This is a genomic window from Bartonella propinqua (assembly GCF_047263965.1).
Lineage (GTDB): Bacteria > Pseudomonadota > Alphaproteobacteria > Rhizobiales > Rhizobiaceae > Bartonella.
In genome coordinates, this window is the sequence record NZ_JBLEBK010000001.1 from 225,787 (window position 1) to 240,788 (window position 15,002).

Sequence of the window (15,002 nt, forward strand, 5' to 3'; positions counted from 1 at the left end):
TTTTTTTTTAAACAGGGATATTCATTGAGGTTTTGAAAAGCTTATACACGGTCAAATAAAATAAGATGAAAGAATAAGGCAAAATTTTCATCTTTATGGTTTTTTCGGGAAAGCTAAAATTTTGTATTTTAAAAAGATATTAAAAGACAAAGTGCTTGCCAGATTTTACTTTTGGGGGGGGGGTGTTTTTTACCTAAGTTTACAAAGTGAACTGTAATCCACAGGCAAAAAAAGCATAGTACACAGGCTTTGATCAACAGATCAAATTGTAGAGAGATTTTTGATATGAGCTAAAGAGTGTTGATAATACTTCTAAACTTATTTGAGAAAATAAAAAAGCATTTGGATATTTTTGAAGGTTTTTATTACGATTGAGTTAATTAGATTTCAAGGAGCAAGGTTCGTTTTTTACAGAGCACTTTTTTCTTTTTTTAAAGATGTTCAAAGGTATGTAATTGGTCTTTGCGTTTTGTGTTATTCTTTGCTAAATCGCCCTGTATGACTGTAGATCGCAATTATATACGTAATTTTTCCATTGTAGCACACATCGACCATGGAAAGTCGACTTTGGCTGATCGTTTAATTCAAATGACTGGTGGTCTTGAAACACGAGAAATGAAAGACCAAGTTCTGGATTCTATGGATATTGAGCGCGAGCGTGGAATTACCATTAAAGCACAAACGGTACGTTTACATTATAAAGCAAAGAATGGTGAAACTTATATTTTGAATCTTATTGATACACCTGGTCATGTTGATTTTGCTTATGAAGTTTCACGTTCGTTAGCAGCTTGTGAGGGTTCACTGTTGGTGGTAGATGCGAGCCAAGGTGTCGAGGCACAAACATTAGCAAATGTTTACCAAGCTATTGATAATTCCCATGAACTGGTTGTTGTGCTCAATAAAATTGATTTGCCAGCAGCAGAGCCTGAGCGTGTTAAAGAACAAATTGAAGATGTGATTGGTATTGATACGTCCAAGGCAGTGGAAATATCGGCAAAAACAGGCTTGGGTATTGCTGATGTTTTAGAAGCAATTGTGATGGAATTACCACCTCCACCTACAGGTGATGTTGTCAAACCCCTAAAGGCAATGCTGGTTGATAGTTGGTATGATGCTTACCTTGGTGTTATCGTTTTGGTTCGAGTGATTGATGGCGTATTAAAAAAAGGTCAAACCATTCGCATGATGGATACAGGGGCAAAATATCCAGTTGAACGGGTTGGGGTATTTACTCCTAAAATGGTACAGATTGATGAATTAGGACCAGGAGAAATTGGTTTTATAACAGCATCTATTAAAGAAGTTGCTGATACACGGGTTGGCGACACTATTACTGAAGAACGCCGCCCTTGTGAAGAAGTTTTGCCTGGTTTTAGACCTGCTCAACCAGTTGTTTTTTGTGGTCTTTTTCCAGTTGATGCAGCCGATTTTGAAGATTTACGTGCAGCCATGGGTAAATTACGCTTAAATGATGCTAGTTTTTCTTTTGAGATGGAAACATCAGCTGCTTTAGGTTTTGGTTTTCGTTGTGGTTTTTTAGGACTTCTTCATCTTGAAATTATTCAAGAGCGTTTAGAGCGTGAATTTAATTTAGATTTAATCGCTACAGCACCTTCTGTCGTTTATCGTATGAATATGAATGATGGTTCTGTTAAGGAATTGCACAATCCAGCTGATATGCCTGATCTTGTTAAGATTACTTCCATTGAAGAGCCATGGATTCGGGCAACAATTATGACGCCTGATAATTATCTTGGGGCAGTTTTGGAACTTTGCCAAGAACGGCGTGGACAACAGGTTGGTTTATCTTATGTTGGGACGCGTGCTATGGTGACGTATGATTTACCCTTAAATGAAGTTGTTTTCGATTTTTATGATCGTTTAAAATCAATCTCAAAGGGATATGCTTCTTTCGACTATCAGATGCGTGAATATTCTGAAGGTGATTTGGTTAAAATGTCTATTTTGGTCAATGGAGAATCGATCGATGCTTTGTCGATGCTTGTGCATCGCAGCATAGCAGAAAAGCGCGGACGTTCTATGTGTGAAAAACTTAGAGATCTTATTCCTCAACATATGTTTCAAATTCCAATTCAAGCGGCAATTGGTGGTAGAGTTATTGCTCGTGAAACAATTCGTGCTTTGCGTAAAGATGTAACAGCTAAATGTTATGGTGGTGATATTACCCGTAAGCGCAAACTTTTGGAAAAGCAAAAAGAAGGAAAAAAACGAATGCGTCAGTTTGGAAAAGTAGAAATTCCGCAGTCAGCTTTTATTCAAGCTCTTAAAATGAGTAAATAATGAACAAAAAGAGAAGTTTTCTTCTCTTTTTATTTTTTTTCTTTTGTACGTTTTTTATGGATTTAAAGTTTTTGAAAAATGCTTTTTAATCGCGCAAAAGATCATTAATCGCCGTTGTTTCTCGTGTTTTTTTGTCAACGCGTTTAACAATAACAGCACAATAAAGGTTAGGTCCTGCATCTCCATTTTGTAACGGTTTTCCAGGTAAAGATCCTGGAACAACAACGGAATAGGCAGGCACTTCACCTATGAAAATTTCGCCTGTTGTACGGTCAATAATTTTTGTAGATTTCCCAATAAAGACTCCCATACTTAAAACAGCACCTTCACGGACAATACACCCTTCAACGATTTCAGAACGTGCGCCAATAAAACAATGATCTTCAATAATTGTTGGGTTGGCTTGAAGTGGTTCCAAAACACCTCCAATACCAGCACCACCAGAAAGGTGAACATGTTTACCGATTTGTGCACAGGAGCCAACTGTGGCCCACGTATCAATCATTGTTCCTTCACCAACATAGGCACCAAGATTTACAAAGGATGGCATTAATATGACGTTAGGTGCAATATAGGCAGAATGACGTACAATTGCTCCAGGAACTGAGCGGAAATTCGTTTTTTTAAAATCATCTTCTTGCCAACCAGAAAATTTTGAAGATACTTTATCCCACCAATATGACTCATTGCTTCCACCAGAAATGATGCGCATAGGATTGAGTCGAAAGGACAAAAGAACAGCTTTTTTCAACCATTGGTTTACATGCCATTGCCCATTTTCTTGGCGTTCAGCTACACGAACTTCTCCTTTATCCAGAAGATCCAATGCATATTCAACACTAGAACGGATTTCCCCTTTTGTTGTGGTGTTAATAGAATCGCGATTGTTAAACGCTTCTTCGATAATTGTTTTAAATTGCATGCAATTAATCTTTCCAAAAGGTTCCATTAAATAAGTTGAAAGCATCAAGATTTATCATTTATAATTTACGCGAAGACATATATGTAGTCAATAAAAGGACTCAACAGGAATATAAGACAGATACGTAGGAAAAGATGAAATAAGCAAAAATAGCTAGATACCATCTCTCCATATGAAAAGGAAAGACCAAAAAATGAGTGAAGTATCTGATGTATCACAAGTGCGTTCACTAACTGATTGTTTAGCTTATATGGATCAAAAATTTATGGCACGCCCTGAACTGCGTTCACAGCGTATTGGCCTTGAATTTTTAAAAGTAGAAATAACATTGCAGGAATATGATATTCAATCAACAGTTGTTTTATTTGGTGGAGCGCGTATTCCTGAACCTAGCCAAGAAGCATGGGCAGCAGAAAATGAAATGCAAAAGAAAAATTTGCAAACTATGTCACATTATTATGATCAAGCGCGGGAGTTTGCGCGGTTATGTTCACGTTATTCTGCCACGACTAAATATCGTGAATTTGTGGTTGTCACAGGAGGAGGGCCTGGGATAATGGAGGCAGGAAATCGTGGTGCCGCTGATGTTGGAGCGCCAACGATTGGGTTGAATATTGTTTTACCACATGAGCAAGAGCCAAATCCTTATGTAACACCGCATTTGTGTTTTAATTTTCAGTATTTTGGGATGCGCAAAATGCATTTTTTAATGCGGGCAAAGGCATTGGCTATTTTCCCTGGAGGATTTGGAACTTTAGATGAATTATTTGAAACGCTTACTCTAATACAAACGGGGCGTATGAAACGAGTTCCGATTTTAATGTTTGGCAAAGAGTTTTGGGACAATGTTGTCAATTTTGATTATTTGTCTGCGCAAGGTATGATTTCTCCTTCCGATGTAGCTCTTGTAACATTTGTTAATACAGCAGCGGAAGCCTTTGAAGAAATTCGTTCTTTTTATAAGCTTTGTTAATCACTTTTGAAGAAGTGATTCTTTAAGGTAGCTAATAGTCAACTTGTGTCAAATAGAGTCCTGAAGGAGGTGCGACCATACCACAACGTGTGCGGTCTTTGGCATGAAGAGCTGCTTCAAGGTCTTTAGCAGTCCAGCGTCCAATGCCAATTTCCATAAGGCTTCCTGCAAATGAACGGATTTGATGATGAAGAAAGGAGCGGGCTTGTGCATATAGCAAAATTTCTTCTCCTTGCCTTTGAACATCAAGGCGTTCAAGGGTGCGAATAGGACTTTCAGCTTGGCAGTGCGCTGAGCGGAAAGTGGTAAAGTCATGTCGTCCTAAAAGTTTTTGGGCTGCTTCGTGCATGGCATCAGCATTGAGAGGTTTTGGTATCCACCATACACGTTTGGCATTGAGTGCGGGTGGTGCGCGGCGATTGAGAATTTTAAAAAGATAATGGCGTTTTGTTGCACAAAAGCGTGCATGAAAAGTTTCAGAGACATTTTGTACACTCAAAATTGAAATATCTTCTTTTTGTTGTTGTAAGTGAGCATTGAGCGCATCACGTACAGTATGAGCGTGCCAGTTTTTTTCAAAATCGATATGAGCAACTTGTCCTGTAGCATGTACACCCGCATCAGTTCTCCCAGCAGTTGTAATGGTCAGTTGTTGACCACTAAAGCGAAAAATAGCCAGTTCAAGAGCTCCTTGTATAGTACGGAGTTTTTCTTGACGTTGCCAGCCAAAATAATTTGAACCATCATATTCAAGGGTAAGCTTAAAACGTGGCATATTAAAAAACTGCAGAAATATGAGATCCATGCAAAAATGTTGCGCTATCAAGAATTTTTCCACCAGATCTTTGGAGATGAGTTATTTCAAGACGCCCTTGTCCACAATGGATAATCAATTTATTTGGCTCTATTTTACCAATTTCAAGAGAATGACCCGCTGCTAAACGGCTTCCAAGAATTTTTATCCGTTGCCGTTTTCCTCCTATAGTCATTTCACACCAGCAACCAGGAGAGGGAGAGAGAGCACAGATATGCTTATGAATGGATTCTGCTGATTTCGTCCAGTCAATTTGTGTTTCTTCCTTTCGAATTTTGGAGGCATAGGTTATTCCATCCAATGATTGTGGAGTGAGTTTAAGTTGACCTTTTTCAAGGGCGGACAAAGCTTCCACAATGAGTTCTGCTCCTATATGCGAAAGCTTATCTGAAAGTTCTTGGGCTGTAATGTTATCGGTGATAGGGGTGGATCGAGATAAAGCAATAGGCCCTGTATCAAGACCTTCATCCATTTTCATGATCATTATCCCTGTTTCCTTATCACCAGCCATAATTGCACGCTGAATAGGTGCAGCGCCTCTCCACCGCGGTAATAATGAAGCATGGGCATTAAAACAGCCAAATCGCGGTGCTTCAAGAATGGCTTTCGGTAAGAGCAGCCCGTAAGCTACAATGATCGCAACATCAACGGAGAGCGCTGCAAATTGAGCTTGTTCTTCGGCTGTTTTAAACGTTTGAGGAGTGAATACAGGAATGGATTTTGCTTGTGCTGCATTTTGAACAGGTGAGGGGATTGGCTTAAGACCACGACGTCCCGCTGGACGGGGAGGCTGACTGTAAACAGCTACAATATCATGACCAGCATCTAATAAAGCATGTAAAATGGGTACAGAAAAACTTGGTGTTCCCATAAAACTTAAACGTAATGCCATTACAAAATTGTTTCCCGTATATTTTTTTCTTTTGCTCGTTTTTTTAATTTTCGTATTGCCATATCGCGTTTAATCTTCGAAATATGATCAATAAAAAGGCAGCCATTTAGATGGTCAATTTCATGCTGTAAGCAAGTAGCTAAGAGGTGGTCAGCTTCAATTTCCATTTGCTTTCCTTGGCGATCTTGATAGCGAACACAGAGGCGTTTGGGACGTTCGACTTCTGCGTAATATTCAGGAATAGAAAGACAACCCTCTTTGCAAATATTGCGCTCATCTGAAAGCCATAAAATTTCTGGATTGATAATAATAAGCGGATTCTTCTGAGCATCATCTCTAGAGACATCTATGGTCAAAATACGCAATGGTATTCCAACTTGAATGGCGGCAAGACCAATTCCTTGAGCATTATACATGGTGTCCAACATATCATCAGCAAGTTTTTGGAGAGTTGAATCAATATGTTCAACGGGTTTGGACACTTCTCGTAAAACTGGATCAGGTAGAGTCACTAAAGATTTCATTAACATTAACATAGACTAATCAATGGTTTGTTATGGGTCAATATTGAATAATAAATTTTTGCGCTTTTTTACGATAAGAGCATTATATTGTTTTTCATGTTTGATTCGTTTTTTTCTTTTTTACTCTTTAGTGAGTCTTTTGCTAGATTGATAGTTCTACTTTTATTAGTTTGTTTAGCATTTTTTATGCTCATACGCTCACATAGAAAAAAAGCACTTTTAGAAAGTGAAATGGCCAAACGTGCTTGTGAAGTGCAAATGCAGATGGAAACATTGTTGAAGACACAAACTGAAATGCAAGGGCGTATGCAAGCAATGGTAGAAATTTTTGGTCAAAAGCAGACTGAATTGAATCAGTCTATTCGTGAACAGTTCAATATGATGACAACAAACGTGGGGCAAACTCTACAAGTGCAAACTAAATCTACTTATGAAAATTTAACGCGTTTGCAAGAACGATTAGCGGTGATCGATGCTGCACAGAATAATATTCAGTCACTTACGGGGCAAGTAGTTCAGCTGCAGGCAATCTTAAGTAATAAACAGACACGCGGCACTTTTGGTCAGGGACGTATGGAAGCAATTATCGCTGATGCTTTGCCAGCAAATTCTTATGTTTTTCAAGCGACTCTTTCAAATGGGAAGCGACCAGATTGTCTCATTCATATGCCTCATAAATCACCTTCTCTGGTTATTGATGCTAAATTTCCTTTAGAGGCTTGGAATGCGATGCGAAAAGCACCATCACCTCAAGAGCGTCAGGAGGCAGAACGTCAATTTCGCGCTGATATGGAGGTGCATATTCGTGATATTGCGCAAAAATACTTGATTCCTAGAGAAACGCACGATACGGCTTTTCTTTTTGTACCATCGGAATCGATTTTTGCAACAATTTATGAAGATTTTGAGTCATTGGTACAAAAGGCTAATCAAGCACATGTGATTATTGTTTCTCCATCTTTATTGATGTTATCTGTTCAAGTTGTACAAACTATCATGAAAGACGCGCGAATGCGTGAACAAGCGCATTTGATCCAGTCAGAAGTAGCAAAATTAATGAAAGATTTTGGGCGAATGGATACACGTGTTCGCGATTTACAGAAGCATTTTTACAAAGTGGGTGAGGATGTTGAAGCAATTTTGATATCATCTTCTAAAATTATGAAGCGAGCTAATCGTATTGAAGCTTTTGAATTAAAAGAGAGTGATTCTATGCAAACGCAAGCGAAAACTCCTGTTGAGTCGCAAACATTGCGGTTGGTTGATGAGGATTAAAGCAAAGCTTCCAATACAGTAGAATGTGATCATCTCTTTTGTTGATTAAAAAATTTTTTAATATTTTTATTTTATTTCTTAATGAAGAGGAATAAAAATATGCGGAACCTTGTATTTTTAGGAATATTTGTGTTTTTGTTAGGAGGGTGCGCTACAAAACCTCCCATATATACGAATAATGCTTGCGCTATTTTTGCTCAAAAAGGTGGTTTTTTTAATAATTGGAGAAAAGCTGCTAAAAGAGCAGAAATGTATCATGGGATTCCTATGCCTATTATTTTGGCAACTATTAATGTAGAATCGGGTTTTCGTCACAATGCACGTCCTCCGCGCAAAAAATTGCTTGGTTTTATTCCATGGAAGCGTCGGTCGACAGCGTATGGTTATTCTCAAGCAATTGATGGTACGTGGACAATGTATCTCCGCTCTACAGGAAGATTGTTTGCGCGGCGTAACAATTTTGCAGATGCTGCTGATTTTGTTGCTTGGTATCATCGCCAAAGTGTTCAACGTAATGGTGTTAGGGTTGATGATGCATATAGCCTTTATTTAAATTATCATATGGGACATGGTGCTTATGCTCGCAGTGGGGGGTATGCAACTGCAGCACTTATAAAAGCAGCACAGCGTATGGAAAGAATAGCTAAAAACTATGAACAGCAATTAAGAGCATGTGGGCTGCGTTAGGAAAAATTTTACAAATGCCTGAATCGGGAATAGGGTTGGTTTTAAAGTTGGTTTGATAACAAAGTTTATCGTAACGCGAATGTGGGTACGAGGTGGCGGATTACGCAAGTTAAATAAGCTTAGGCAATAGAAGCTTTTGCAATGCGTGATGAAGACGGTATTGTGTAAAAATTTTTGTTAAAAAGAGGATATGGTATCAGGAGACGAGGCGTTCAACATACAAATCTGAAATGTACCAAATAACACTTTTCAACGTTCTTTGTGTAAAGAGAAAGAAAAAATAAGCGCTGCTACTCTAAAAGATTGATGATACATAATAGAGGCAGTTCAAAATAAAATGCACGTACACACTTTCTAAATTAAAAATAGCCATAATTTCTTAAAATGAGAATTGTTTTTTCCAATTCATTAACAGAAACAGGCTTACTCTTTTACTTTACTGAACAGAGCTGACAGGATTTAAGGACAACTCAATCATTTTTTGTAAGATAGTCTAGTGCAAAGTTACGATTTGTAGTTCATGCTCATTGGCTCCTGCGAGAGCGACAGAACGTTCGTCAGATAAAATGATCGGATAACCTGTTTCACCAAAGAGAGCCCATATCGTAATTCCTGGGGTCATTGGTGGAAGATCTGGAAAATTGGTAGCCAGATCATCTGTACAAACTTTTTTTAAATAAGCAATCTGCCCTGCATCAGAGTGGGTTATGTTTTGCACTGATAAGTTTTGTTTTTGTTCTCCCATCTCATCGTTCCTTTACGTTTTGATTTTTTTCACTCACCATTGTTGGCTGTGATTGGAATCTGTTTTGTTTGTTTTTGTTTAATGTCTGTAGATTAGTTTATAAAAGACCATTTTTCAACTCAGCATTTGTGATGTATATTCCCTTAAGTAAAAAAAGATGTGGTAGCTATCGCGTGATAAAAATATCGGTAATTTTTACGGTCTAGTTTTTTACTATAAATAATCAGTTGAGTATCGTTGAGAAAAACACCAAGATTATTGACTTTAAATCCAGAAGCAGCCAGAGTTATACATATACGATTTATATTATCGATTTTTTGTAAACGCTCAATATTATAGTCTAGGTGAACTCCATTAGTTTTATCAATATGTTGTAACGTTTTCTTTGCTGTTTCAAATCCTGAAAAAAGGGGATTGGAGAAAGGCATCACATATGTCATTGTGAATATCTCTTCAAAGTGGCTATTTAATCAAACTCTAAAAAGCGTTTTCTGCATTCTTTCCATATGGCGAGTGTGAGTAATAACTTCAAGAGAAAAGGTGAGAGAGTTCAATGACACAAAAAACAATAAAATTGTCACAGGGAAGAAAAGCTGCTGAAGCATTGTACAAAGAAGACGAGATTGCAGAAATATTTCGCCGTTTTTCAGTTCAACGTCCTCATCCCAAAAGCGATCTCATTTATACCAATGTTTTTACTCTTTTGATTGCGGTTATCCTTTCTGCTCAAGCGACAGATGTTAGCGTTAATAAAGCGACAAAAGAATTATTTCGTCTCGCGGATCAACCAGAAAAAATGATTGCATTAGGAGAAGAAGAAATTGCACGTCATATTCGTACTATTGGTCTTTGGCGTGCAAAAGCGCGCAATGTTTATGCACTTTGCCACTTTTTAATGGATCGGTATGATGGTCATGTACCTGATAGTCGTGAAGCGCTTATGGCACTCCCTGGAGTGGGGCGTAAAACTGCTAATGTTGTTTTAAATGTTGCTTTTGGACAACCTACTATGGCAGTAGATACGCATATTTTTCGTCTTGGGAACCGTCTTGGTTTAGCACCTGGAAAAACGCCAGAGATCGTTGAAGAAAAGTTGCTAAAAATTATACCAATTCGTTATCTTTGTTATGCGCATCATTGGCTCATTTTGCATGGACGCTATATTTGTCAAGCACGTAAAGTACAGTGTACACAATGCATCATTGCTGATTTATGTAAAGCAACAATAAAAACAAATGCAATTCCAGCACCTTTGGTTGAAGTTCAAGGCAATGGGGCTCCGATTTTTTTTTGATACGATCTTGCTATTTTGTGTATACTGGCTTATGAAAATATTGTTGGAGCCGCCCGGCAGGGCATGCCGTGGCTGTTCAGGTGCTTGTTCAAGCTTTGGTCAGCTTGATCGATTTTAGAGATGTGGAGTAGCAAAATGCCCAAAATGAAGACCAAATCATCCGCTAAAAAGCGGTTTAAAATCACTGCATTAGGTAACGTTAAAGCAACAGCTGCGGGAAAACGGCATGGGATGATTAAACGTTCCAATAAGTTTATTCGTGATTCACGTGGAACAATGGTTCTGAGTAAGTCAGATGCTAAAAAGATCGTCCAGTGTTATTTGCCAAATGGCGTTTAAGTTTCGCGCTTTTGATTTTTAGGAGAGTATCATATGGCACGTGTAAAAAGAGGTGTTACAGCGCACGCTAAGCACAAAAAAGTTCTTAAACAGGCTGAAGGTTTTTACGGTCGACGTAAAAATACTATTCGTGCAGCTAAAGCAGCAGTTGATCGTTCAAAGCAATACGCTTATCGTGATCGCAAAAATAGGAAGCGTACATTCCGTGCTTTGTGGATTCAAAGAATTAATGCTGCTGTTCGTGCAGAAGGTTTAACTTACGGGCGCTTTATTGATGGCTTATCAAAAGCTGGTATTGAGGTTGATCGTAAGGTTCTTTCAGACATAGCGATCCATGAATCGGCAGCATTTTCTGCTTTAGTGGCTTCTGCAAAAGAGGCTTTGGAATATCTGAAAGATACAACGCCTAATGCTTTTGAAGGCGCTGTCAAGTAAGCCAGTCGTATTCTGTTAAAGCATTTATTTATTCGGGATCCCGTACTGGTTATTGCTGGTGCGGGTTTTTTTTATTCAAAAATAGGCAAAAATATGAACGATATTGAGCGTCTAGAACAAGAAATTTGTTTAGCTTTAGAAGCAGCGGGTGATGAACAGGCACTTGAGGCAGTACGTATTGCGGCATTAGGTAAAAAAGGCAGCATTTCTGAAAAGTTAAAAGCGTTAGGAAAAATGAATGCCGAAGAGCGTCATCAAGTAGGATCAGTTCTTAATGGATTAAAAAGTCGTGTTTTAGAGCTATGGGCGCAAAGACGTGATTTTCTTAAAAGACAAGCAATGGATGCACGTCTTGCTCGTGAAACGGTTGATATCACTTTACCTGTCCGTTCTTCTCCTGTTGAGCGGGGGCGTATTCATCCTATCTCACAGGTAACTGAGGAAATTATAGCTATTTATACGAATATGGGTTTTTCTATTGCTGAGGGACCAGATATTGAAACAGATTATTATAACTTTACTGCATTGAATTTTCCTGAAGGTCATCCAGCTCGCGAAATGCATGATACCTTCTTTTTTGATGTTGATAAAACGAAAGAGCAGAAATTATTGCGTACCCATACATCACCTGTACAAATTCGTACGATGGAAAAGCAGAAACCACCTATACGTATCATCATTCCTGGAAAAACTTACCGTATGGATTCAGATGCGACCCATTCCCCAATGTTTCATCAGGTAGAGGGTCTTGTGATTGATAAAACTTCTACTATTGCACATATGATGTGGCTTCATGAGACGTTTTGTAAAGCTTTTTTTGAAGTTTCTTCTGTGAAGATGCGTTTTCGTCCATCTTTTTTTCCTTTTACCGAACCATCTATGGAGGTGGATATTCAATGTGATCGTTCTGGTTCAGAAGTAAAGTTCGGGGAAGGGCAGGATTGGTTAGAAATCTTAGGATGCGGAATGGTGCATCCTCATGTCTTGAAGAATGTTGGTTTAGATCCTGATGAATATCAGGGTTTTGCGTGGGGAATGGGCATTGATCGTATTGCCATGTTAAAATACGGTATGCCTGATTTGCGGGCTTTTTTTGATGCTGACCTACGTTGGTTAGATCATTATGGTTTTCGCTGTTTTGATATGCCCGCTTTTTTTTCTAATTTAAAAAATGTGTGATCTTGTCCATAGCTTTCATATGAGGTTTTAAAATGAAATTTACATTGTCTTGGTTGAAAGATCACTTAGAAACAGACGCGTCTTTGGATGAGATTTGCGATAAGTTAACAGCTATTGGTCTTGAGGTTGAACATGTTGATGATCGTTCTTTTTTAAAAGGTTTTGTAATTGCAAAAGTTTTAACGGCAACAAAACATCCTGACGCAGATAAGTTACAGATTTTATCGGTAGATACGGGCTCTGGTACACCTATGCAAGTTGTTTGCGGGGCACCAAATGCACGGAGTGGGCTTGTTGGTGTTCTTGCGTTACCTGGTACTTATGTGCCTGGACTTGATGTGACATTATCTGTGGGCAAAATTCGCGGTGTTGAAAGCTTCGGGATGATGTGTTCACAAGAAGAACTTAAGTTATCGAATGAACATGATGGGATTATAGAGCTTCCAGAGGATGCACCTATAGGAGGTTTATTTTCAGTTTATGCAGGCTTAAATGATCCAATCATTGATATTGGTTTGACACCTAATCGTTCTGATTGCACAGGTGTTCGCGGTATTGCGCGTGATCTTGCAGCTACTGGAATTGGACAATTAAAAGAATTGTCTTTGCCGCAATTTATAGCTTCTTTTGAAACATCGATTCATGTCTCTCTAGATTTTTCGCAAGACTCATCATTATGTTTAGGTTTTGCTTGGCGTGAAGTGCGCAATGTTCAAAATGGCGTATCACCACAATGGATGCAGCAACGTTTGAGTGCGATTGGTTTGAGACCGATTAATGCGCTGGTTGATATGACAAATTACATAAGTTTTGACCTTGGGCGTCCACTTCATGTTTTTGATGCAGATAAAGTAAAAGGAAATTTAGTTGTACGTCGTGGTCGTGAAGGAGAACAGCTTCAAGCGCTTGACGGAAAAACCTATAATTTGGGTGTTAAAGATTGTGTCATTGCAGATGAAGAAGGTGTCGTCTCGATTGCTGGTATCATGGGTGGTGAAAGAACAAGCTGTGATGAAACAACGCGTCGCGTTCTTATTGAATCAGCGCTTTGGGATGCATATAGCATTGCACAGACGGGGCGCGCATTAGGACTTATCAGTGATGCACGTTATCGATTTGAACGAGGTGTTGATCCAGCTTTTATGGAAATAGGGCTTGAGATTGCGACAGAATTGGCTGTGCGTCTTTGTGGTGGTGAAGTATCAAAGACAAGGGTTGTTGGTTATCAGCAGCCAAAAATCAAACAGATTACCTTTCCGTTTTCTGAAATTAAGCGTTTGACACATTTGGAAATAGAGCGTGAGCAAGTCATTACTATTTTGACAAAGCTCGGATTTCACATTGAAGGGGAAGGGGATGTGGTTACAGTGAGCGTGCCAACGTGGCGTCCTGATATTGTCGGTAAAGCTGATTTAGTGGAAGAAGTGATGAGGGTTTATGGGTTGGATAAAATTAAGCCCATCCCGTTAGAAGAATTTGTAGAAGGAAAAGGTCAAACTTTAACATGCTCGCAGATTCACTCACGTGTTACACGTTTAGCTTTAGTGCATCGTGGTATGAGGGAAGCAGTGACGTGGTCCTTTATTTCTGAAAGTCAAGCACTTGCTTTTGGAGGTGGTCATGCACAGCTTAAATTAGCAAATCCTATTACTGTTGATATGTCAGTGATGCGTCCTTCTCTGTTGCCAGGTTTGCTTGTGGCAGCGCAGCGAAATGTTGATCGTGGTTTTTTAGATCTTGCTTTGTTTGAAGTTTCTAGCATCTATGAAGGTGATACACCTGATAAACAGCAACGTGTTGCTGGTGGTATTCGCCGTGGAACAGAACGATTTGAAGGAGTAGGACGTTTTTGGAATGGGAATGCAGCAGCAGTTGATGTTTTTGATGCTAAAGCAGATGCATTGGCTGTTCTAGAAGCGTGCGGTATGGATGTTAATAAGATTCAAATTGAAGCTGGAGCACCTGATTGGTATCATCCTGGTCGTTCAGGGGTTATAAAGCTTGGATCAAAGATTATTCTTGGTTTTTTTGGCATTTTTCATCCTGCTACATTAGAGAAATTGGGTGTGAGCGGTTCTTTATGCGGTTTTGAAATTTTTCTTGATCGGATTCCAGAACCCAGAAAAAAGGCAACGAAAAGTCGTTCTCCTTTAAAGCTATTGCCTTTTCAAATGGTGCGTCGTGATTTTGCGTTTGTAGTTGATAAAACGGTTGCTTCTTCTCTTATTGTTCGCGCTGCAAGTGCAGCAGATAAAAAGCTTATTCATTCAGTGCAAATTTTTGATCTTTTTGAAGATTTAGCGCTTGGAGAAGATAAAAAATCTGTTGCAATTGAAGTTACTATTCAACCTATTGAGCGAACTTTGACTGATGAAGATCTAGAAAAGCTTGCTTTAAAAGTGGTGGAGAACGTTACCAAGATGACGGGTGCATATTTGCGCTGTTAAATATTATTTTTTTTTATCGGATCATCTTATGAAGTGGGAGTACTTTTCAGTGCTCCCTTAATTTTTATGTAGTTCAAGACCCATAAAGCTATATGAAATTTGCCTTCGTATTAAAACATACCCTTTTGAAATATCCGCTTTTAAAAATGTGAGAAAGAACATTGTTAAATAG

Annotated in this window: 15 protein-coding genes; 9 read left to right on the plus strand and 6 right to left on the minus strand. The window is 38.7% G+C overall.

Features of this window, described 5'->3' with window-relative positions; genetic code table 11:
* Positions 1-498 precede the first annotated feature (498 nt).
* Positions 499-2,304 carry a translation elongation factor 4 gene (gene lepA / locus ACMFKV_RS00920; protein WP_413154255.1) on the plus strand — a complete coding sequence of 602 codons (1,806 nt, stop codon included), beginning with the start codon at positions 499-501 and terminating at the stop codon, positions 2,302-2,304.
* 85 nt (positions 2,305-2,389) lie between these two features.
* On the opposite strand, the gene dapD is transcribed toward lepA, so the two are convergent.
* Positions 2,390-3,226: a 2,3,4,5-tetrahydropyridine-2,6-dicarboxylate N-succinyltransferase gene (gene dapD, locus ACMFKV_RS00925; RefSeq protein ID WP_413154256.1), complete on the minus strand. Its 837-nt coding sequence runs from the start codon at positions 3,224-3,226 to the stop codon at positions 2,390-2,392.
* Between the two features lie 193 nt (positions 3,227-3,419).
* On the opposite strand from dapD, the gene ACMFKV_RS00930 reads away from it, so the two are divergent.
* Positions 3,420-4,199 carry an LOG family protein gene (locus ACMFKV_RS00930; protein WP_413154257.1) on the plus strand — a complete coding sequence of 260 codons (780 nt, stop codon included), beginning with the start codon at positions 3,420-3,422 and terminating at the stop codon, positions 4,197-4,199.
* Between the two features lie 31 nt (positions 4,200-4,230).
* On the opposite strand, the gene truA is transcribed toward ACMFKV_RS00930, so the two are convergent.
* Genes truA through def form a run of 3 tightly spaced genes read right to left on the minus strand, consistent with a single transcriptional unit; the run spans position 4,231 to position 6,435 of the window.
* Positions 4,231-4,974: a tRNA pseudouridine(38-40) synthase TruA gene (truA, locus tag ACMFKV_RS00935; RefSeq protein ID WP_413154258.1), complete on the minus strand. Its 744-nt coding sequence runs from the start codon at positions 4,972-4,974 to the stop codon at positions 4,231-4,233.
* Between the two features lies 1 nt (position 4,975).
* Entirely contained in the window at positions 4,976-5,905 is a 930-nt protein-coding gene (gene fmt, locus ACMFKV_RS00940) for a methionyl-tRNA formyltransferase (RefSeq protein WP_413154259.1), read from the minus strand.
* Positions 5,905-6,435: a peptide deformylase gene (gene def / locus ACMFKV_RS00945; RefSeq protein WP_413154365.1), complete on the minus strand. Its 531-nt coding sequence runs from the start codon at positions 6,433-6,435 to the stop codon at positions 5,905-5,907. Before def ends, fmt begins: the two co-directional genes overlap by 1 nt.
* A gap of 90 nt (positions 6,436-6,525) precedes the next feature.
* Between def and ACMFKV_RS00950 the strand changes: the two genes are divergently transcribed.
* Both ACMFKV_RS00950 and ACMFKV_RS00955 read left to right on the plus strand, forming a co-directional pair.
* Positions 6,526-7,704: a DNA recombination protein RmuC gene (locus tag ACMFKV_RS00950; protein ID WP_413154260.1), complete on the plus strand. Its 1,179-nt coding sequence runs from the start codon at positions 6,526-6,528 to the stop codon at positions 7,702-7,704.
* 99 nt (positions 7,705-7,803) lie between these two features.
* The gene (locus ACMFKV_RS00955) at positions 7,804-8,391 is read left to right on the plus strand and encodes a transglycosylase SLT domain-containing protein (protein WP_413154261.1); all 588 of its coding nucleotides are present in this window, start codon (positions 7,804-7,806) and stop codon (positions 8,389-8,391) included.
* A 493-nt stretch (positions 8,392-8,884) separates the two neighbouring features.
* Here ACMFKV_RS00955 and ACMFKV_RS00960 read toward each other — a convergent pair whose 3' ends face one another.
* The gene (locus ACMFKV_RS00960; protein WP_413154262.1) at positions 8,885-9,136 is read right to left on the minus strand and encodes a BQ00720 family protein; all 252 of its coding nucleotides are present in this window, start codon (positions 9,134-9,136) and stop codon (positions 8,885-8,887) included.
* 143 nt (positions 9,137-9,279) lie between these two features.
* Positions 9,280-9,576 (minus strand): alpha-crystallin domain-containing protein, encoded by a 297-nt coding sequence (locus ACMFKV_RS00965; RefSeq protein WP_413154263.1) that lies wholly within the window; start codon positions 9,574-9,576, stop codon positions 9,280-9,282.
* 113 nt (positions 9,577-9,689) lie between these two features.
* On the opposite strand from ACMFKV_RS00965, the gene nth reads away from it, so the two are divergent.
* The 5 genes from nth (at position 9,690) to pheT (ending at position 14,830) form a co-directional block, all read left to right on the plus strand.
* The gene (nth, locus tag ACMFKV_RS00970; RefSeq protein WP_413154264.1) at positions 9,690-10,430 is read left to right on the plus strand and encodes an endonuclease III; all 741 of its coding nucleotides are present in this window, start codon (positions 9,690-9,692) and stop codon (positions 10,428-10,430) included.
* A 135-nt stretch (positions 10,431-10,565) separates the two neighbouring features.
* Positions 10,566-10,769, plus strand: coding sequence for a 50S ribosomal protein L35 (gene rpmI, locus ACMFKV_RS00975; protein WP_336287667.1), 204 nt, complete (start codon positions 10,566-10,568; stop codon positions 10,767-10,769).
* Between the two features lie 33 nt (positions 10,770-10,802).
* A complete protein-coding gene (gene rplT / locus ACMFKV_RS00980) occupies positions 10,803-11,204 on the plus strand; it encodes a 50S ribosomal protein L20 (protein WP_332059860.1) in 402 nt (133 codons plus the stop codon).
* 93 nt (positions 11,205-11,297) lie between these two features.
* On the plus strand, positions 11,298-12,383 hold the full coding sequence (pheS, locus tag ACMFKV_RS00985; protein WP_336287669.1) for a phenylalanine--tRNA ligase subunit alpha: 1,086 nt from the start codon (positions 11,298-11,300) through the stop codon (positions 12,381-12,383).
* A 32-nt stretch (positions 12,384-12,415) separates the two neighbouring features.
* Positions 12,416-14,830 carry a phenylalanine--tRNA ligase subunit beta gene (gene pheT, locus ACMFKV_RS00990; protein WP_413154265.1) on the plus strand — a complete coding sequence of 805 codons (2,415 nt, stop codon included), beginning with the start codon at positions 12,416-12,418 and terminating at the stop codon, positions 14,828-14,830.
* Positions 14,831-15,002 lie beyond the last annotated feature (172 nt).